At 35.6% G+C, this 19,837-nt stretch carries 23 protein-coding genes; 10 read left to right on the top strand and 13 right to left on the bottom strand.

Translation table 11 applies throughout. The features are described from left to right. The first annotated feature begins 13 nt into the window (after window positions 1-13). The 8 genes from ilvC (at window position 14) to NITER_RS04810 (ending at window position 7,415) form a co-directional block, all read left to right on the top strand. On the top strand, window positions 14-1,036 hold the full coding sequence (gene ilvC / locus NITER_RS04845) for a ketol-acid reductoisomerase (RefSeq protein ID WP_084275610.1): 1,023 nt from the start codon (window positions 14-16) through the stop codon (window positions 1,034-1,036). A 31-nt stretch (window positions 1,037-1,067) separates the two neighbouring features. Further along, complete coding sequence (locus tag NITER_RS04840; RefSeq protein ID WP_084275611.1) at window positions 1,068-2,114, top strand: divergent polysaccharide deacetylase family protein; 1,047 nt, start codon at window positions 1,068-1,070, stop codon at window positions 2,112-2,114. After that, window positions 2,114-3,451, top strand: a complete 1,338-nt coding sequence (locus NITER_RS04835; RefSeq protein ID WP_084275612.1) for an SLC13 family permease — start codon at window positions 2,114-2,116, stop codon at window positions 3,449-3,451. The genes NITER_RS04840 and NITER_RS04835 overlap by 1 nt, the downstream gene beginning before the upstream one ends. Further along, window positions 3,444-4,163: a DNA-processing protein DprA gene (locus tag NITER_RS04830; protein WP_084276584.1), complete on the top strand. Its 720-nt coding sequence runs from the start codon at window positions 3,444-3,446 to the stop codon at window positions 4,161-4,163. Before NITER_RS04835 ends, NITER_RS04830 begins: the two co-directional genes overlap by 8 nt. Beyond that, a complete protein-coding gene (locus NITER_RS04825; protein ID WP_084275613.1) occupies window positions 4,163-4,513 on the top strand; it encodes a hypothetical protein in 351 nt (116 codons plus the stop codon). Before NITER_RS04830 ends, NITER_RS04825 begins: the two co-directional genes overlap by 1 nt. Then, window positions 4,510-5,601: a S1C family serine protease gene (locus NITER_RS04820; RefSeq protein WP_231988939.1), complete on the top strand. Its 1,092-nt coding sequence runs from the start codon at window positions 4,510-4,512 to the stop codon at window positions 5,599-5,601. Before NITER_RS04825 ends, NITER_RS04820 begins: the two co-directional genes overlap by 4 nt. A gap of 16 nt (window positions 5,602-5,617) precedes the next feature. Beyond that, the gene (locus NITER_RS04815) at window positions 5,618-5,884 is read left to right on the top strand and encodes a hypothetical protein (RefSeq protein ID WP_084275615.1); all 267 of its coding nucleotides are present in this window, start codon (window positions 5,618-5,620) and stop codon (window positions 5,882-5,884) included. A gap of 109 nt (window positions 5,885-5,993) precedes the next feature. Beyond that, window positions 5,994-7,415 (top strand): ABC1 kinase family protein, encoded by a 1,422-nt coding sequence (locus NITER_RS04810; protein ID WP_281848086.1) that lies wholly within the window; start codon window positions 5,994-5,996, stop codon window positions 7,413-7,415. A 73-nt stretch (window positions 7,416-7,488) separates the two neighbouring features. Here the strand turns inward: NITER_RS04810 and NITER_RS04805 are convergent, their stop codons facing one another. Beyond that, window positions 7,489-8,349, bottom strand: a complete 861-nt coding sequence (locus tag NITER_RS04805; RefSeq protein WP_084275617.1) for a sulfurtransferase — start codon at window positions 8,347-8,349, stop codon at window positions 7,489-7,491. Continuing rightward, window positions 8,346-8,861, bottom strand: a complete 516-nt coding sequence (locus NITER_RS04800; RefSeq protein ID WP_084275618.1) for a ferritin-like domain-containing protein — start codon at window positions 8,859-8,861, stop codon at window positions 8,346-8,348. Before NITER_RS04800 ends, NITER_RS04805 begins: the two co-directional genes overlap by 4 nt. Window positions 8,862-9,100: 239 nt before the next feature. Here NITER_RS04800 and NITER_RS04795 point away from each other — a divergent pair, with 239 nt between their 5' ends. Beyond that, the gene (locus NITER_RS04795; RefSeq protein WP_084275619.1) at window positions 9,101-9,505 is read left to right on the top strand and encodes a Fur family transcriptional regulator; all 405 of its coding nucleotides are present in this window, start codon (window positions 9,101-9,103) and stop codon (window positions 9,503-9,505) included. Here NITER_RS04795 and xth read toward each other — a convergent pair. The 6 genes from xth to tatB are packed head-to-tail and all read right to left on the bottom strand — an operon-like array spanning window position 9,502 to window position 13,108. Beyond that, window positions 9,502-10,278 (bottom strand): exodeoxyribonuclease III, encoded by a 777-nt coding sequence (gene xth, locus NITER_RS04790; RefSeq protein ID WP_084275620.1) that lies wholly within the window; start codon window positions 10,276-10,278, stop codon window positions 9,502-9,504. The genes NITER_RS04795 and xth overlap by 4 nt on opposite strands. Next, window positions 10,259-10,447, bottom strand: a complete 189-nt coding sequence (locus NITER_RS04785; protein ID WP_084275621.1) for a hypothetical protein — start codon at window positions 10,445-10,447, stop codon at window positions 10,259-10,261. Before NITER_RS04785 ends, xth begins: the two co-directional genes overlap by 20 nt. Further along, a complete protein-coding gene (locus NITER_RS04780; protein WP_084275622.1) occupies window positions 10,447-10,920 on the bottom strand; it encodes a SixA phosphatase family protein in 474 nt (157 codons plus the stop codon). The genes NITER_RS04785 and NITER_RS04780 overlap by 1 nt, the downstream gene beginning before the upstream one ends. A 56-nt stretch (window positions 10,921-10,976) precedes the next feature. After that, on the bottom strand, window positions 10,977-12,008 hold the full coding sequence (gene queA / locus NITER_RS04775) for a tRNA preQ1(34) S-adenosylmethionine ribosyltransferase-isomerase QueA (RefSeq protein WP_084275623.1): 1,032 nt from the start codon (window positions 12,006-12,008) through the stop codon (window positions 10,977-10,979). After that, the gene (tatC, locus tag NITER_RS04770; RefSeq protein WP_084275624.1) at window positions 11,992-12,744 is read right to left on the bottom strand and encodes a twin-arginine translocase subunit TatC; all 753 of its coding nucleotides are present in this window, start codon (window positions 12,742-12,744) and stop codon (window positions 11,992-11,994) included. The genes queA and tatC overlap by 17 nt, the downstream gene beginning before the upstream one ends. Beyond that, a complete protein-coding gene (gene tatB / locus NITER_RS04765; RefSeq protein ID WP_084275625.1) occupies window positions 12,737-13,108 on the bottom strand; it encodes a Sec-independent protein translocase protein TatB in 372 nt (123 codons plus the stop codon). Before tatB ends, tatC begins: the two co-directional genes overlap by 8 nt. 94 nt (window positions 13,109-13,202) lie before the next feature. Here tatB and NITER_RS04760 point away from each other — a divergent pair, with 94 nt between their 5' ends. Next, window positions 13,203-13,973 carry an Lcl C-terminal domain-containing protein gene (locus NITER_RS04760; RefSeq protein WP_084275626.1) on the top strand — a complete coding sequence of 257 codons (771 nt, stop codon included), beginning with the start codon at window positions 13,203-13,205 and terminating at the stop codon, window positions 13,971-13,973. Window positions 13,974-13,997: 24 nt separating this feature from the next. Here the strand turns inward: NITER_RS04760 and NITER_RS04755 are convergent, their stop codons facing one another. The 5 genes from NITER_RS04755 to hemW form a co-directional block, all read right to left on the bottom strand. After that, on the bottom strand, window positions 13,998-15,272 hold the full coding sequence (locus NITER_RS04755) for an Nramp family divalent metal transporter (protein ID WP_084275627.1): 1,275 nt from the start codon (window positions 15,270-15,272) through the stop codon (window positions 13,998-14,000). Between the two features lie 285 nt (window positions 15,273-15,557). Continuing rightward, on the bottom strand, window positions 15,558-16,118 hold the full coding sequence (locus tag NITER_RS04750; RefSeq protein ID WP_084275628.1) for a DedA family protein: 561 nt from the start codon (window positions 16,116-16,118) through the stop codon (window positions 15,558-15,560). A 73-nt stretch (window positions 16,119-16,191) separates the two neighbouring features. Then, window positions 16,192-17,046, bottom strand: a complete 855-nt coding sequence (locus NITER_RS04745; protein WP_084275629.1) for a GGDEF domain-containing protein — start codon at window positions 17,044-17,046, stop codon at window positions 16,192-16,194. 179 nt (window positions 17,047-17,225) lie between these two features. Then, on the bottom strand, window positions 17,226-18,668 hold the full coding sequence (locus NITER_RS04740) for an ATPase domain-containing protein (protein WP_084275630.1): 1,443 nt from the start codon (window positions 18,666-18,668) through the stop codon (window positions 17,226-17,228). Between the two features lie 86 nt (window positions 18,669-18,754). Further along, window positions 18,755-19,789 carry a radical SAM family heme chaperone HemW gene (hemW, locus tag NITER_RS04735; protein WP_084275631.1) on the bottom strand — a complete coding sequence of 345 codons (1,035 nt, stop codon included), beginning with the start codon at window positions 19,787-19,789 and terminating at the stop codon, window positions 18,755-18,757. Window positions 19,790-19,837: the final 48 nt, after the last annotated feature.

The raw sequence follows: 19,837 nt of genomic DNA, 5'->3' as shown, positions 1-19,837 counted from the left end.
CAAAGGACGTAGTATGGCATTACCAATCTATTATGACAAAGATTGTGATATAAATTTGATTAAAAGTAAAAAAGTAGCGATTATCGGTTTTGGTAGTCAAGGACATGCACACGCTGAAAACTTAAGAGATAGCGGTGTTGAGGTAAAAATTGGTTTGTATCCAGGTGGGAGAAGTTGGAAGAAGGCTGAAGCGAAGGGATTTGACGTTTTAGAGGTAGCTGATGCTGCTGAGTGGGCAGATGTAGTAATGATATTGATTCCTGATGAGATTCAAAGTGATGTTTACTATAGAGACATTGAGCCAAATCTTAATGCTGGTGATACAATCGCTTTTGGACATGGATTTAATATCCATTATGGACGTATTAAACCAAGAGCAGATATTAATGTAATGATGGTAGCGCCTAAAGCACCTGGTCATACTGTGAGAAGTGAATTTGTAAAAGGTGGCGGTATTCCAGATTTGATTGCAGTAGATCAAGATCCAAGTGGCAATACGTTAGAACTTGCGAAAAGCTATGCAAGTGCTATTGGTGGAGGACGTACAGGAATTATTCATACTACTTTTAAAGATGAGACTGAAACGGATCTTTTTGGTGAGCAAGCAGTCCTTTGTGGTGGTGTGAGTGCGCTTATTCAAGCAGGTTTTGAGACACTCACTGAAGCTGGATATCCAGAAGAGATGGCGTACTTTGAGTGTTTGCATGAGCTTAAACTTATCGTTGATCTTATCTATGAGGGTGGGTTAGCAAATATGCGCTACTCTATTAGCAATACTGCTGAGTATGGAGATTACGTAAGTGGTCCAAGAGTAATTAATGAGGCTTCGAGAAAAGCTATGAAAGAGATCTTAAAAGAGATTCAAAATGGAAAATTTGCAAAAGATTTTATCCTTGAAGGAATGACGGGATATCCTAGAATGACAGCTGAGCGAAGAAACTGCGAAGCACATCCAATTGAGCAGGTAGGTAAGAGACTTCGTGCTATGATGCCTTGGATCACTGCAAATAAAATCGTCGATCAAGAGAAAAACTAAGCATAGGGCTCTCCTATGCTTTGGCTATTAAATGGCACGCAAAAGACGAAAAAGAACAAAAAAAGACAGCTTCTTTTCATCTAAAAAATATCTTATTCTCTCTCTTCTTATTTTTATAATTTTATTTATCTTAGGGGTTTTGGGAGTATATCTCTATAAACTGGGGTTTTCAACCGGATACACTGAAGCATTGCATAAAAGCCAAAGTAGTATTGCTGCTATTAAGAAAAAAGAGAAGGATGCGCTAAAACATCTCACTGATACTAAACTCTCTGAAATAGAAGATTTCGAAAAAAATGCTCATAAAACAGCTGCAAGTGCAGCTTCATCAATGAGTGAATCGAGTAGTAGCGCAAAAAGAGTTTTAAAACATAAAGAGTATAAAAAAAGAAAACATGCTACATACCTCCTCCATAAAGGTCAAAGGCCTAAGCTTGTACTTATTTTAGATGATGTGGCTTATCGTTATCAGGTAAATGCTATTAAGAGACTAGGACTCAAAATCACTCCATCTTTTTTTCCACCTACACCAAGACATCCAAATACATGGAAATATGCAAAAGAGTTTAGGCATTATATGATCCATTTACCTATGGAAGCTACCAATTTTCCTCACGAAGAGTATAATACACTGCATACTAATTCATCAAAAGAGTTTATTGAAAGGGTTGTTGCTTCTTTACGTGAACGTTTTCCTCATGCCAAATTTATCAATAACCATACTGGAAGTAAATTTACTGCAGATGCTGCAGCAATGAATCGCTTAATACCCCTGTTAAATAAATATGGATTTATTTTTGTAGATAGTCGTACAACGCCAAATACTGTAGTGAAAAGTGTTGTAGAAAAATATGGTTATCCCTATATTGCGCGAAATATATTTTTAGATAATGAGCAAAATGTCTCTTATATTCGTAATCAACTCAAAAAGGCCGTTCATATAGCAAAACGTAATGGCTATGCTATAGCTATTGGTCATCCTCATCAAAAAACTCTCCAAGCTCTAGCTCGTTCTAAAGATATTTTAAAAGATGTTCAATTAATATATATAGATGATCTCTATACAAAGGCAAAGTAATGCAAAAACTCTCTATTGGAGTGGGTTTGGGTCTATTAAGTTTTGCTCTCAGCTCTTATGCTATGGATATGGTGCAAGCAAAACTTATAGGGGCTGTGGTTTTTTTGGTCTATTTATGGAGTAGTGAAGCTTTGCCTTTGGGAGTAACTTCTTTGCTCCCTTTGATACTTTTCCCTTTACTGGGTATTATAGATTTAAAAGCTACTGCTCCCAATTATTCTAAAGACATTATTTTTCTTTTTATAGGTGGATTTTTACTTGCCATTGCAATGCAAAAAACAAGACTGCATGAGATTACTGCTGCAAAACTGCTCTCTTTTTTTCCAAAAAGCGCAAAAGGTATTATCTATGCTTTAGCTATTACTTCTGCAACTCTCAGTGCATTTTTATCCAATACGACTGTAACAATTATGCTTATGCCAATTGCTATGTTTATGACAAGCAATATAAGGCTTCGTGTACGCTACCTCATTGCTACAGCTTATGGAGCAAGTATTGGAGGAATTTTTACACCAATCGGGACTCCTCCCAATTTAATCCTTTTAGGTTTTTTAGATGATATCAATATTGCTGCCCCAACCTTTTTAGAGTGGATGTTTTTGACAGCGCCTATTGTATTTACCATGATAGTGGTTGTTCCTTGGTTACTCTCTTTGGGGTTACAAGATGAGCCATTGGCTTGTAAAAGTAGTGAGATACAAACATTAACTTATGAACAGCATCTCCTTGCAAAGATTTTGGGGCTTTTAGTTTTTTTACTTTTACTCAATGCACTTATTAAACCCCTCTTTCCTTCATTCGCTCTCAATGAAAAGCTTTTGCTCTTAGGATTTGGTCTTTTACTCTTTTTGCCAAATATACAGATTTTGCAATGGGAAGATACCAAAGATATGCCTTATGAGATTGTTTTTCTCTTTGGAGCAGGATTTGCAATAGCTAAAGCTTTTATTGCAACTGGGCTAGCAAGTACCCTTGCAGGATATTTTACAAATTTTGCCTCTTTACCGCTTTTTGTACTTCTCTTTTTAGTAGCACTTTTTGTCTCTTTTGCTACAGAAATTACGAGCAATACCGCTCTTACATCAATATCTTTACCTGTCTTTTATGAATTTGCGCATCGCAATAATCTCCCAGTTGAGATTATTCTCTTTACTGCTACAATTGCTGCAAGTTATGCATTTATGCTTCCAATTGCTACACCACCAAATGCTATTATTATGAGTAGCCGCGTCATTAAAATCAAAGAGATGGCTAAAATAGGATTTTTTATCAATCTTATAGGTGTTTTTATAGTAAGTGCTACAGCAATACTATTTTGGAGATATTTTATTGGTTAAAATTGGAGGAGAGCAGTTTCATTTTCAAGGTAACCTTGCCTTGCTGGATCGACCCAAAGTATCTATTGTGGGTACAAGAAGGCCTAATAGCTACACCAAGACAGTAACACTCAGACTTGCTACTGCACTTGCAAAAAGTGGCAAAGTGATTGTGAGTGGTGGAGCTATGGGCGTAGATGCCCTAGCACACCGTGGAGCTGGAGCAGCAAACACAATTGTAGTGCTTGGAAGTGGAATAGATGTACTCTATCCAGCTATAAATCGAGAATTATTGCAAACAATTGCAAAAGAGGGACTCCTACTTAGTCAATTTGAGCCAGATTTTCGTCCCACAAAATGGAGCTTTGTTGTGCGTAATAAAAGTGTTGTGGCATTAGGAGAGTATCTTATCATCACACAAGCCGATAGAAAGAGCGGCAGTATGCGTAGTGCTGAGATTGCGTTAAAAATGGGTAAGAAAATCTATGTTTTGCCTCATAGAATGGGAGAGAGTGAGGGAACAAATGATCTTGTGAAGCAGGGACTTGCAGAAGTGATTTGGGATATAGATGCATTTTGTGGTGTAGAAAAAAGTGATCCTTTTATTGAATATCTCAAAACATCTCCAAGTTATGAAGAGGCATTGCAAAAATGGGGAGAGCGTATTTACGAAGCAGAAATAGATGGATTGATTGCGATAGAAAATTTCAAAATAGTGTATAAGGGGGAGTAATGAAGCGTATTCCTCTTGGAAAATATGCCAAAATGAAAAAAATGAGCCGTGCGCAGGTGATTCAGATGATAACACGCGGTCAACTCCAAGCAGAAGAGGTTATAGAAAATGGCAACAAAGTACGCTATATCATCGAAGAGAGTGATGTAGTTGTGCCAAGCGATACGCAAAAGAGGCTTTTACCTTCACCTTTAGAAGCTCTTGTGAGTCGTGTTGCAGATATTTCACAGATGCAAAAATGTTTTGAGGGAAGTAATGCTTTTTATTTAGTATTTGAAGAGACTCTTTTAATAGTAGATAAGCAGAGCGGTATAATTACAACAGTAAATATATGTAAAGGTATGCAGTGAGAAGGTCGCTATTAACTGGAATAATAACTGGTTTAGTTCTGTTTTTACTATGGCAGATGTTTCCATTTTTTGAAGTGCTTATCTCTTCTAAGCCAAAGCCTATCACACCTCGTGGGGATTTGATGGCTCTTGAAAAGAGCAATATAAAAATTTTTGAGCAAGCAAAGCCGAGTGTTGTATATATATCTACACTGCAAAAAGTAATTGATTACTGGAATATGAGTGTGCTTGATGTTCCAAGAGGGACAGGAAGTGGTTTTGTGTGGGATGAATTTGGCCATATTGTCACTAATTATCATGTGATTGAAGGTGCAAGCGAAGCTGTAGTGACACTGAGTAATGGGTTAGGATATAAAGCTATCTTAGTAGGAGCAGATCCCTCACACGATTTAGCAGTTTTAAAAATTAAACCAATTCCTGGTGTGATGAAACCTGTTGCAATAGGTGATAGCGATAAATTGCATGTGGGACAAATAGTCTATGCAATAGGTAATCCTTTTGGTCTTGACTGGACAATGACAATGGGAATTATTTCAGCTTTAGGGCGTGTGATTAATGAAGATAGCGGTGCTAAAATCAAAGGTGCAATTCAAACAGACGCAGCAATTAATCCAGGCAATTCGGGAGGACCACTCCTTGATAGTGCAGGGCGTGTTATTGGTGTCAATACAGCAATCTATAGCCCAAGTGGAGCAAATGCTGGGATAGGTTTTGCAATACCTATCAATCTTGTCAATAGAGTTGTAAGCTCCTTGATAGCCTATGGAAAATATGTTCCACCTCGTATTGGAATAGAGAGCGATGATCGCATCAATCATCTGTTGCATAGACGTTTTGGCGTTAATGGTGTAGTTGTCTTGGCAGTAGAGCCTCAATCACCAGCTGCAACGGCAGGATTAAAGCCAACTATTATCTATCCCGATGGAAGAATTATTTTTGGGGATATCATTGTGGCAGTAGATGGAAAACGAGTAAATAGTTTTAAAGAGTTGCAAGAGATCTTGCAAGAGCATAATCATGGTGATGAAGTTACATTAACACTTTTGCGCGATAATAGAGAGATAAATATAGAAATTACTTTAGAATAATTAAAAAGGAGAAAAAATGCTAAAAGATCTTGTGTATCTTGGTATCGGGAGTGCACTTTTAGCAAAAGAGAAAGTAGAAGAGGAGTTGCAAAAGCTTGTAGATAAAAGCAAAGTCTCAAAAGATGAGGTTAAAAAAATTGTTGAGGCCGCAAAACAAAAAGGAGAAGAGGAAGAGAAACGTGTTATGAGAGAATTGAAAAAAATTATAAAAGAAGCAATACGAGAGAGTGGTATTGCTACAAAAAAGGATATTGAAGAGTTAAAGAAACTTCTTGAAAAATAACTATTCACTGCTGCGTATCTATAAGATCTTTATTCTCCTGTTATCCTTTTTTTTGCTTATTAAAAAGAAGCCCTCATTTTTATGGTTTCGTCCATTGCCTCCCAAAGAGATGAGAAAGAGTATTATTGTATTGGGTGCGAGTTTTATAAAACTTGCACAAGTTTTAGCAACAAGGGCAGATTTTTTTGATGAAGAGTATCTCGAAGAGCTTAAAAGACTTCACGATGAGTTACCTCCCATGGAGGAGAAAGAGTTTGAATCTGTTTTTACACAAGCGTTTAAGAAAAATCCTTTTGCTTATTTTGATAAAACTCCAATCGCAAGTGCCTCAATTGGGCAAGTGCATAGAGCGGTACTGAAAAATGGAAAAGAGGTAGCTGTAAAGCTGCGCCGTTTTGGCATAGAAAAACGCATTAGAAGTGATATTAAAATTCTTCGCTCTATTAATTTTATTTTTCGACCACTTTTTAGTGAATATACCAAAAACTCCATTGAGGCTGTTATCAATGAGTTTGCAGATATGATTGTCCAAGAAGTAGATCTCTCACGAGAGCTTTATAATTTAAAAAAATTTTCAAAAACATACGCTCACTGTAATATTCTTTTTCCAACACCTTATGAGGAGAATTGCAGCGAAGATGCTTTAGTTATGAGCTATATGGATGGAGTACGCTTTGATGATAAAAAAGCACTAAAAGAGCTTGGTATCGATTTTCATCCCATTTTGGAGCGCCTTATCAATTTTTATGCAGAGCAGATGCTCGTTGTAGGTCTCTTTCATGCTGATCCTCATCCTGGCAATCTCCTTGTTGATAAAAAAGAGAATCTTATTCTGCTCGATTTTGGTATGGTCAAACGCATAGATAATGAGACGCGTATAGCCATAATTGAGATGATAAAGTCAGCCTATGAAAAAAATTATGATCTCTATATTACTAGTGCCAAGAGGCTAGGGGTTATTGCTTATGAGGCTCCAAAAGCTGCAATGGCAGAGCTTGTTGAGAATATGTTTGAGATTTTTAGTGATGAGCATTTGAGTGCAATTAATATGCAGCGTCTAGCCTTTGAGCTTTTAGAATCGATGCGAGATCTTCCGTTTAAGTTGCCTCAAGAGGCTATTTATATTTTGCGTGCTAGCGCAATTATAGAAGGACTTGGTACTACTTATATCGAGAACTTCAATGGCGTAAAAGATATCTTACCAATTTTGCAAAAAAATATCCCAAGGGCTCTTGGATATAAAGATTCACTTTTTGAGATGATACTTGAAGAGATTAAAGAGAGTCCCTATGTGGCGAAGGATTTTAAAACTACTATCAAGAAGGCTAGTGAAGGAAATTTACAAGTTGAAATGTCGCCATTGCAAATTGAGTGGCTCAAAAAAGAGACAAAAGAGTATCTGCGCCCTATAGTGCTGAGTTTTGCAGTGATGCTGTTGGCGATTATGCTGGTGGAACTAGGAGGAGTATGGCAAGGCGTAGGCGTTATTTTGTTTGCCGCCGCCTTTTTAAAACTCCTCTTTATATCATAGAGTTGATATTAAATTTTAATACTATATAGCTCCAAGTTTTTCCAGATATTTATCAAAACATGGGCTTTTTTTACTACTCCCATAAATATTTTGTCAAAGGTGTATCACTCTCATTTGCCCACTCTTTCATACTTGCATCATAGAGTCTAGCTTTTTTGAAGTCAAGGAGACGATGAAGTATATACCAGTTCATACTTGTCTCCAGTCCGCCAGTGCAATAGGTTATTACATCTTTATTTGGTTTTAATCCCAATCCATCAATGAGTATTGCTTTTAAAGTATCTTTATCTTTAAGCTTTTCATTGTGAAAGCTAAAGATCCAAAAATAGTTAGTTGCTTTTGGTATATGACCAGCGCGTTTGAGTACCTTTTGTTTTTCTGCCCCAAAATAGAAGATTGGATTTCTCGCATCAATCATTCTCGTTTTGCCGATATGAGTGAGGACAATCGATTTATCGACTATGAATTGCGGATGAAAAGAGGCTTTAAAATGTGAAGAGGGATGGGTGGGAATCTTTTTAGTAAGAGAGCCGATTTTTCTATACTCTTCCATGGTTCCATCGAGGATGGAGCTGTTTGAAAATCCCATCACCTCCATTGCAAAAGCGATATAGCTGGTTTTAAGTTTGTCTTTGCCAAATCTATGGCTATACAAAACCACATGGCTATCTGGTTTGATACCAAGAGAACGCATCACTTTTTCAAGCTCTTGAGGATCTTTTAAAAGCGCATAGTGTTCTACTTTTTTTCGCCACAGTTCAATAGGAGCACTGATGGCACCTGGGATGTGCTCTTTTTTATAAAGACTTGGCTTTGAGACGTCGAGAATGATGAGATTTTTGTCGTTTAAATGCTGTTTTAGCCACTTGGCCGAAATAAAGGGTTCGGCAGCGAAAAGTGCAATGGCGAGACTAAAAAGAAGCAACTTTTTCACTGGATATTTCCTTTTATTTGATCGATAAATTCTTGTATATCTTCATAGAGAGCTTGCAGATCCTCTTCATGCTCTACTTCATCTGCTAAAATTTGGCTTACAATATCATATGTAACTATATCTTTTCCTTGTGTGATTTCAGCTAAGCGACTGTATACATCTATAGCGCACTGTTCACCTTTGATAGCTTGCTCAAGTACTTTGAGCACATCTGGATTTGATGGAGCTTCGTAAGCACAATTTGCATAACTAAACCAATCTTTTGGATGCAAGAGTGGTTCACCGCCTAGCTGTAAAATGCGATCCGCCACCATTGTGGCATGTCTCAACTCATCTGCTGCATGTTGCTCAAGCTCTGCTACAACGCCATCTTTCATAATCCCTTTGACAACTTTTGCTTCGATAAAGTATTGGTAGTAGGCAAGCCACTCATCAGCGTATGCTTTATTTAAAAGTGCTATGACCTCATCAGCTTCTATCCCTTTGAGGATGCTTATACCTTTTCGTGCCATAATTTCTCCTTTTAGAAAAATTTTTTCTTTTAATATATTGTATCAGTTTCAACTTTATGCTAGCTTAATGATATTAAATTGAAACGAAACTATAAAGTGTTATGAGGGATAAAATTGATGATTGCAATGTAAATCATTAAGTTTGCTTGAAGTAAACTTAAACTGATAACTATTTTCAAAAAAGTTTGACAATTTTTTGGTTATGGTGTATAAATGCAAAAGATAAAAAGGGGGAAAAATTGGAAAAGAGATATGTAGAGTATACAAATATGCTCAAAGAAAAAGAGCTTAAATCAACACCGCAGCGTGTAGCGATGCTGGGTATTTTAGAGCAAAAAGGCCATGCGGATATTGAGGATATCTATAGTGAGATAAAAAAAGAGTTTGTCTCTATATCACTAGCTACTGTCTATAAAAATATCAATACACTTCTTGAAGCAGGTATTATTCAAGAGATTAAAGTACCGCATAAAAAGAGTAAATTTGAATTAAAAAAACATAAGCACAGCCACTTTGTCTGCGAAAAGTGTGGTAATGTGTATGATGTTGAGCAGCCAAAATCTATCGATATAGAGCTCCCTGAAGGATTTAAACCAAAAGAGACCTCTTTAATGCTTAGTGGCATCTGTCCAAAGTGTCATTAATCTGCAAAAATTGCTACAACAGGCGCATGATCGCTTGGAGTAGGGCTTCTTCGCCTTCTCGGCCACATATCTACTTCTATTGATTCACATTTATCTTTAACTGGATTTGAAGTTAATATATAATCGATACGCATTCCCTCGTCTCTCCAAACAGCTGCATTCTTATAATCCCACCATGTAAACTGCTTAATATCTGGATGGCATTCCCTAAAAAGATCAATGAGTCCTATATGTAAAAAATCCTCAAAAGCTTCTCGCTCATCATCCATAAAGCCAATTGTTCCGCGAAGTAGATCAGCATCCCATACATCAATATCCTCTCTTGCAACATTCATATCACCAACTACTATGATATCCTCTTTTTTTAGATCAAACTGCCGTAGATATTCTTTGAGATTTTTGAAAAACTGCAGTTTATAGATATGCTTTTCACCATCGAGATCCCCATGGGGTGCATAGACATTGCAAATATGAATACCTTTAATTTTTGCTCGCATGAAGCGTTTTTGCTCATCCCAAAAAGGATCTCCAAAACCTTTTTGTATCTCTTCAAAATCGAATTTGGAGCATATTGCGACGCCATTGTAGGCTTTTTGGCCAAATACAGCACACTGATATCCTAGCTCTTCAAAATCTTTGAAAGGAAATCTATTCTCTTCACATTTTATCTCTTGAAAACATAAAATATCTATGGTATTTTTTTCTGTAAGCCAGCGTTTTATGAGTTCAAGTCTGGCATTGATAGAATTGACATTAAATGTTGCTATTTTCATTTTTTTCAAGCTCCTCTAAAATCTCTTTGTTTATTCTTTTTTGATCGACTTCAAATTTATCTTCACTCTCTTTTGGTTTGCGAAACTCCAAATAGGTACCAACAAGGCCTACAAGCAGAATAAAAGCAAAAATCAAAATTTTACTTAGATCTCCCGCTTTGAGTTCCATTAGTGCAACTTTCTCAACATTTTTGGATAAATGAGACCAGTAAGAGTATAAGACTCCTCTCCTACGAGTTCTGTAACACTCGCCTTTTTAATATGTATTTGCATCATATCACATCCACTAAAGTGTGACACTGCATATGAGATATCAGGCTCATGCCCTACAAGGGCAATATTCTCATAGCAATGAAACTTCTCAATTACCTCTTCATAGCGCAAGGGTGATGCTCCTGGATTGAGTCTTGCAGTTTCAAAATATTTACTATTTGGATAGAATTCTTGGAGAAGTTTGGCAGTCTGTATGGCGCGCATTGCTTTTGAAGTTATAATTACTTCTATGGGATAGATTTTGGGGAGCTTTGCAAAAAATTCTCTTGCTTTTTTGATTCCATCTTCACTTAATGGGCGTAATATATCATCTTCATCCCACTCTTGGCGGCTCAATGCTTTTGCATGACGGATAAGGAGAATACGCATAAGTAATCCTTTTGATACTTTTTTCTATTATCGAAAATTTCAAGGAATTTATCAAGTTAGATAATGAGCATTGCATCGCCATAGCTAAAAAAGCGGTACTTCTCTTTTATTGCAATTTCGTAGAGTTCTAGTGTCTTTTCCAGCCCAATAAAAGATGCTACAAGCATGATGAGCGTCGATTTTGGCAAATGAAAATTGGTCAGGAGATGATTGACGCGAATGGGGGGATTTTTTGGATGTAAAAAAAGATCACACTCCCCAAAACATCTTTTAGTACGAGCATAATACTCTATTGTACGGGTTACTGTAGTGCCAACTGCTAAAATAGGCTGTTTGGAGTCGAGCATTGCACAAGTAGCAGGGGGAATCTCATAATATTCACTATGCATACTATGCTCTGTAATTTTTTCACTCTCAACAGGTTTAAAAGTTCCAGCTCCTACATGTAGAGTAACAGAAAAGAAAGGATGTTCTTTTTGAAGCTTTGCTAAAAGTTCTTTTGTAAAATGAAGCGATGCAGTTGGTGCAGCGACGGCTCCAGGCTTTTGAGCAAAGAGGGGTTGATAGAAAATCTCATCCTCTTTTGAATCAGCTCTATCGATATAGGGTGGGAGAGGGACATGGCCTATTTTTTCTAAAATGGGCAATAACTCTTCAAATGTAAGTACCTTACCATCTTTATAAAAAATTACTATTCTAGATCCATCTAGTAAGAGTTCTACTACTTGTGCTTCAAGCTCTTCATCAAAAAACAGCTTTGTGCCCTTTTTGACGCGTCCTTTGATAAAGACACTAAATCTTTTATCTGCTACTGGGCGATTGAGAAGGAGTTCTATTTTTCCGCCACTCTCTTTTTTCCCAAAAATTCTGGCTTTAATCACTTTTGTATCGTTAAAAACAAGGGCTACATCTTTTGGCAAAAATTGTGGAAGATCGCGAAAAATAGCATGAGTTATTTTTTGTGTTTCTCTCTCATATACCAAAAGCTTTGCACTATCTGGTGGATTGGCTGGATATTTGGCAATGGCTGATGAAGGAAGCTCGTAATCATAACTGCTTACGAGTGTAGGATCAAGCTTCCTCTTCATCTGCCTCTTCTATCTCTTCTTCATTTTTTGATGCAGGATTTATGATACGAGCAATAATGATTGAAACGCCATAAAGGATAACAAGCGGTCCTGCCATGAGAAGCTGGCTCAAGACATCAGGTGGTGTGAGCAGTGCAGCAACTGCAAAAATGATAATGATGGCATATTTAAAAAAGCTTTTGAGACTCTCATCTGTAACAAGCCCCAAAGATGCAAGGAAAAAAGTGATAACTGGAAGCTCAAACGCTAATCCAAATCCAAACATCAATTTTGTAAAAAATCCTACATATTCGCCAATACTTGGAAGAGCTGTAAAGAGTTGTGAGCCAAAATTGATGAGGTAGCTAAAACCAAATGGAAATACTACATAGTAAGCAAAGAGTGCTCCAAGTACGAACATAGTAGTAGCAGATATTACAAATGGAAGTACAAATTTTTTCTCATGCTCATAGAGCCCTGGAGCAATAAAGAGCCAAAGTTGCCAAAAGATGACTGGCAGACTAAATATGAGTGCAGCAAAGAAAGAGACTTTGAGCGCAGTAAAGAAGGCTTCTCCTACTTTGGTGAAAATTACATTGCTGCCAGGGGGCAGTGCCTCTTTAAGAGGCATGATCATCCAATCAAGTATATGCTCCCAAAAACCAAAACTGATTACAAACATCACAAATATTGTAGCTATACTGATAAGGAGCCTTTTGCGAAGCTCTGCTAAATGTGGTTTAAGCTCTTCAAACATCTACTTTATCCTTATCTTCATCTATCTTTTTTTTAAACTTGACTACCTCTCTTTTTGGTTGCTCTTTCATCACACTTTTAATCTCTTCTACTTCTGCTAATGGATCTTCTTCAAGCTCAGCAGTAATTGTTCCCATCTCTTCAGCAACTGATTTAAATTTCTTCTTGTACTCATCTGCCTCTTCTTTTAACTCAGTAATTTTTACCTCTTGCTCTAATTGTACTTTGGCATCATTGACTGCACGTTTGATGCTTTTAAAAAATTTGGCAATATCTATGAGAAACTGAGGAAGTTTTTCTGGTCCTAAAAAGATGATAGCAACAACAGCAATCATTAAAATTTCGGTAAAACCCATTCCAAACATTAAGAGTCCCTTATTGGAAATTTGAAAAATTGTACATCAAAAGATATTATAATTTGATAAAGTAGCATATCCGAAAGATTTTAAAAGGAATAAAATGCGAATTATACTTATTTTCCTACCACTGCTACTCTTTGCACAGATGAAAGAAATAGAAGGAAAATATACCTATTTAGAGGCTTTAAAGGTGTGTAAACAAAAGTTTGGAAAAGAGTGGCGTATTACTGAAATCTGGGAGCTTTTTCCTTTACGAGGGCAAACGGATCGGTTTGGAAAAGATAAGCTCTATTGGAGCGGTAATACTTTGGGAGAGGCAAGAATTGAGAAAAATATTCGCCATGAGAGTGAGATATTTGTATTAAATAAAGATATACCAGCATTTGCCTTTTATCTGCAAGATGGAGATATTACGCCAACTCCTAAAAATATCAAAGCGCATGTAATATGTACCAACAATCCAAAATTACATCAACTTGATAAGGATTTCAAAAAACTCTCTAACGGCCTAGTAGCAGATTATAAAAATAGCATCTATTGGGAGCCTTTTGAGAAACGGCGCGATAAAAAGAAGCTCACATACGAAGAAGCACAGCACTATTGTGAAAATCTTAAACTCTTTGGTAGAGAGTGGAGACTCCCAAGTCTTGATGAGCTCTATGCTATTGTAAATTACAACTATGTAAAACCTGCTGTAAATAAAAAAATATTTGGTCACATGCGCCATAAATACTATGTTAGTGATGATGAGTTTGGGGAAAATGAAGTCTATGTGGTAGGATTTGCCGTAGGAAGTGTTGCCACTGCGCCAAAAAGTGAACATTTCTATTTTCGCTGTGTAAGTGATATGGAGGAAAATTTTTTTAAATGAAATTGCTTCAAGGACTCAAATCTTTTATTGCAACCATTGCCAAAACGTTATACATACTAAACTAATAGTGACAATAAGTGCAAAAATAGCAAATAGATTTCCCCAACGGCTAGGGAGATACTCGCCCATAATACGTTTGTCATTAGCTATGAGCAGCGTAATTGCTATAAGTATAGGAATAAGCATACCATCAAGCACTTGTGAGTAATAGAGTGCATCGACTGCAGAAATATCTGGAATCATATCTATAAGATCTGCTATTACCAAAGCGCCGACAAAAACGAAATAGAATCCCTTTGCGTCACTCACTTTATTATCCATCCCCTCTCTCCATCCAAAGGTATCGGCTACTGCATATGCAGTTGAGCCTGCAAGAACAGGAATAGCTAAAAAGCCTGAGATAATAACACCAATGGCAAAAAGAGCAAAGGCAAAATCTCCTACTGCAGGTTTGAGGGCAACAGCTAATGTACCTATATCCTCAATTGCTTCACTCTGTCCATAGAGCATTACAGCTCCTGTGATAATCATTGCATAAGACAGAAGATTTGACCATATCATACCCACTAATGTATCAAAGCTCACTTCATCTGCTTGTACCACACTTTTTTTCTCCTCTTTCTCTTCTGAAGCCTGCCAAAAAAGCAGATAGGGAGAGATTGTAGTGCCAAGTAGGCCAAGAGCGGCTAAGATCCATGTAGAGGAGAATTCTATATGAGGTATAAATGTATTTTGAAGTATTTGTAAAAGGGGCGGTTTAGCCATTATTGCTGAGATTATATAGACAACTAAAATAATTGTAAGAGTTACTAATACATGTTTTATTGTCTTATATCGCCCAAAAGTGATGAGATAAGCGATAAGGGCAGTTACAGGTATGAGAAAATATATTGTGGGATATCCAGTTACAATGTGTAATATTGCAGCAATCGCATTGAGATCAGCGCCAATAGTGAGAATGTTTGCTATAGCAAGTACCATGATCATAAAAATAGTCAGTTTTTTAGAGTAAAAGGCTGTTGTGATCTCTGGCAGACTTTTACCTGTGACTATTGCAATACGTGCCACCATATTTTGAATGGAGATCATCATAGGAGTGCTTAAGAGCAAGAGCCAAAGTTGACTAAATCCAGTCGTAGCTCCTACTAACGTATATGTAACAATTCCTGCTGGATCATCGCCAGCTCCGCCGGTAATGAATCCTGGGCCAAGCTCTTTTATACGCTCGCGATTCTTTTCAATATCTTTGCGTATGCGCTCTTTGAGTGATAGTTTTGCTGGGGCAGTAGTATTTAGCATATTATCTCCATTTATGCTCCCTCATTTTCGAGAGCAAAAATCTCATCATATAGCCCTCTTTTGAAAAGGACCTCTTTATAAGGGCGAAATTTTGGATTCTTTTTGCTCATCTAACTCTTTTAAAAAGTCTTTTGGAGAATTTAAGTATTTTGCTCGCTAATAATTTTCATTTGCATAGAATCCTTGTGCGTTCTATTGTACTTTGCTATAAAAGAAGCAATAATATAGGGGATGAGAATTACACTTTTATATTTTACAAAATACTCCTTATATTATTAAGAAAAATTATTCTTTTTGCAATTTAAAAATCCATAGAACAAACAATATAAAAACGAGTAGAGCTAGTAATTTTTTTTGTAGTAATACAACTATTTGGATTGCAGTATCACCTAAATAGAACCCTATTGAGGTAAATGTTACTGCCCAGAGAAAGACACCGATAACTTCGTAGATATAAAATTTTACGTAGCTATATCCTGACATTCCTAATGTCAACATAACTGGAATATGCGTTCCATAGATAAAGCGCTCAAAAATAATAATTAATGAACCATATTTTTTAATAAGTTTCTGCGCAATATCCTTTTTTTGAGGATGTGCATTAAGCCAAGCCAAAGCTCTTTTTCTAAAAAATCTTCCAACACTAAAAGTGAAAGTATCTCCTATAAGAGCGCCAATAAATGCAACTATAATAATATTTTCAAAAGTAAAAACTTTGCCTTGATGTGCAAGCCATCCTGCTAGCATGAGTCCGATTTCGCCTTCTAAAATGCTCCAGATAAAAAGTGCAAGATAGCCGTGAGCTAGAAGGAGGCTGATAGGGTATGAAAAAAACTTTAAAATCAAATTATCTCCAATAAAATTGCATTATATTATATCTATAATTTTGAACTATGACAGATTTTTATGAAAACCATTTTTATAAAACAGTTACAACTTTATTTCTACCACTGTTTTTTGCTTGATATAGGGCCTCATCTACTCTTTTTAAAAGCTCTTGCCTTGTGTCATCTTCTTTTAACTGCGTTACTCCAAGACTTATTGTTATTTTTTTTACTTCTTCAAAATCTGTTGTTTCCACTCTTTTTCTAATTTTTTCAGCGACTATTTTTGTATTTTGCAGATCCATTTCAGGTAAGACTATCAGAAATTCCTCCCCACCAAATCTTGCTAGAGTATCTGTTTGCCTTAAATGATTTCGAATAATACTAGCAAGTTTTTGTAAAACAAGATCTCCAACATCATGTCCATATGTGTCGTTTATCTTTTTAAAATGGTCGATGTCAAAAAATATAACAGATAATGGCCTTTTATATCTTTTAGCTTTTTCTATTTCTGCAATTAGCATTTCATTCATTGCTCTTCTATTAAAAACACCAGTAAGAGGGTCGATAGAAGATTCTTTTTCTAAAATTAAAGTGAGTTCTCGTATGTAAAGAAGATTATAGAGTCGCATATGCAACTCTATAGAGATAATAGGAACGATAATAACATCGTTTACTAATTGAAAGATTTCATTTTTATTAAAATGAATATCTTTTTTAGTGGTTACAAGAAGTATAGGTAAAAAGACAGGTTTTTCTTCCTCTTTCAATTTTTCAATTTGATGTTGATATTTTTTGAGGCAGACACCATCTATGATAATAAGATCAATTTTTTCATCTTGATTTAGTTTTGCATCAAAAAGAATGTCATATTTGTCGCTAAGATATTTATACAATAATTTTTCATTATTTTTATTATGAAAAAAAATAGCAATTTTCTCTTTTTTCATATCCTATTCCAGCACGCGTTGGTACGAGAACAATATCGAAAGAGCCTGTTTCAATGTATTCGTTCAAAGTATTGGGATTGTAGGCTCGATATGACTTAAAGTTATATTTATGTAAAGAAGATGACAACAGTTCTATATTCTTTCGTTTTTTATTAGATAGTAAAACTGTACTCATTCTATTAGTCCTTTTCAGATACTAATTTAGGTACGCCTGTTAAGATATTTTCCAAATTATATAACGGTGTTCCTACTTTGATGCCATACTTTGTAATTTCAAATTCTCTTAAAGTTTTTTCAAAATTACTCAATCTTTTCTTTAAAATACCAATGGCTCTTCTTAATTGGCCTTTTATTTCTAAATACCTTAAAAATATAATATTATCAGCTATATAGCTTATATCATAGTTGGATACTAAAAAATCTCCTGTTATATTTTTTACCTCAGTTGGAAGTAAAACGGTGATTTTATGTAAAGAGAGATATTTACAAAGATTAAATAGATAAGTTAAATTATTTTTACCAATCATTGCTTCGATATATCCAGAAGTAGAGTCAATCATTACTATTTTGGTTCTCTTTTCTTCTATATCATTTTTTACTATTTCAGCAAAGGCATCGTTAGTGTATATATTAGGTGGAATATATTTAATTTCCAAAGTTCCTTGTTCAATCATAGCTTTTATAGGAATATTTATTTTTTCACACCTTTCAATGATCTTTTCGGGTTGCTCTTCAAAAGAGTAAACAATACTTCGCTCTCCTCTTCCAGCACACTCTTTTAAAAATTGCATACTTAATGTTGTTTTGCCAGTTCCGCTAGGTCCTGCTATTACAGAAATAGTCGATTGTTCTATTCCTCCAAAAAGAAGTTCATCAATTTCTGGAACACCGAAAGAGAATTGTTTAAAATGTTCTATATTTGATTTTATCCCTTTAAAAGAGAGGCGTGGATAGACAGTGATTCCTTTGTTGTTTTTGATTTCATAAGTATGTGTGCCAGATATAAATTCTGAACCTCTGAATTTTTTTACCATGAGGTATCTATACTCTTCTGTAACAAAGAGATCAATAACACCATCACTTAAAAACCTTAAATCATCATCAGGAGTTTCATGACTCGATTCAGAGGTGAATAGAGTTGTAGCTCCATTTTCTGAGAGATAGTTTAATAAAGAGAGAACCTCTTTTCTAAATTGGAAAATATCAGTAGATAAGTAACGAAACTGTGTTAAAGAATCGATTACAACTCTTGTGGGTTTATATTTCTCAACTGCCTCTTTGATTGCGGTAGTGATTGGTTCTTTTTCAACCTCTGCTGGAGAAAATATATCATAACTTTCTGTATTGATAAAATAATCTGATGAAGGAGAGAGATCTAAAAAAAACAGGTGTTGTAAATTAAGACCTAAATTTTTTGCGCTTTCTCGTATTTGAGTCTCTTTTTCTCCTAAACTTATAAAGAGAGAATTTTCACCTTTTTTCCCTCCTTCTTCTAGAAAATGGAGACAAAATGTGGTTTTTCCAGCTCCTGGACCTCCAGATATTAAGTAGAATCTTTGTTTATAAAGTCCCCCAAATAAAACCTTATCTAATCCTTTGATTCCCGTTGATAACTTCTCCATATTTCCTCCATGTAGTTATCATGTAGGTAAATTTAATTTTAATTATCGATATTAAGTTATAATAATATTGTTATACTTATAATAAACTAAAAATCATGTAAAAACAGGGCTATCTCATCTGATAAAAAGAAATTTTTATTATACATTTTACTATTTTTTACTTCCACTTTTCCCTCATTTTCTAAAATGGCAACTTTTTCTTTATCCACCAGTGTCAAATGAACTCCGACGATACTTCTAAGACCTAAAAATATCTTTTCAAAACGGATATCCTCTTTGCTTAGATGTTCTATATTGTATGTAAGAGGATTTTTGATATAGGATGCAAGATCAGTTTTTGGGTAGTATCTTCTATTTTGTACAAATCCGACAGCTCCACATCCTATACCAATATACTCTTTAAGTTGCCAGTATCCAAGATTGTGTTTAGAGCGGTATTTACCATAATTAGAGACTTCATATTGCTCAAAAGGTATGAGTTCTTTTATAAAATATCCTTGATTCTCATCTTTAGCTTTTACATCGGTTTTATTTTCAAAAGGTGTGTTTGGTTCTAAAATCAAAGCATAGGTTGAAATATGATCGATGGGGAGTTTAAGGGCTTGAGTAATCTCTTGTTCTAAAAGGGTTTTGCTATCAAGCGCTGTTTCATAAATGAGATCGATACTTATATGCTCAAAACCAACTTTAAAAGCTCTCTCTACTGCTGCAATAGCTTCTTGAGGGGAGTGGGCTCTCCCAAGAAGTTTAAGTTTTTTATCATCGAAGCTTTGTGCGCCAAAACTTATGCGTATTGCTCCAAGAGATTTCATACCCTTAAGCCACGATAATGTTGCGCTATTTGGGTTGGCCTCTACAGTGATTTCAGTATTTTGACTGATCAGTGGAAGAATTTTTTCAAAAAGAGGCTCATAAAGCTGAGGTTTTATAGTTGAAGGTGTTCCACCACCTATATAGACACTTTGGAGTTTTTTGACATTAAAGGTGTTTAAATCATGTTCGAGTTGCCGTAAAGCGGCTTGCATATACTCCGATTTTAAATGATGATTAGTTGTAAATGAGTTGAAAGCGCAGTAGTTGCATTTGCTGTCGCAAAATGGTATATGGAGATACAACAGCAATTTTTATCCTTTTTTAAATAGTAAGTCAGTATTATATCAAGTAAAAAA

Origin of the sequence: Nitratiruptor tergarcus DSM 16512 (assembly GCF_027946175.1) — a bacterium.
GTDB classification, from domain to species: Bacteria; Campylobacterota; Campylobacteria; order Campylobacterales; family Nitratiruptoraceae; genus Nitratiruptor; species Nitratiruptor tergarcus.
Note: the sequence above shows the minus strand (reverse complement) of the source record. Positions and strands in the feature narration are given on the sequence as shown.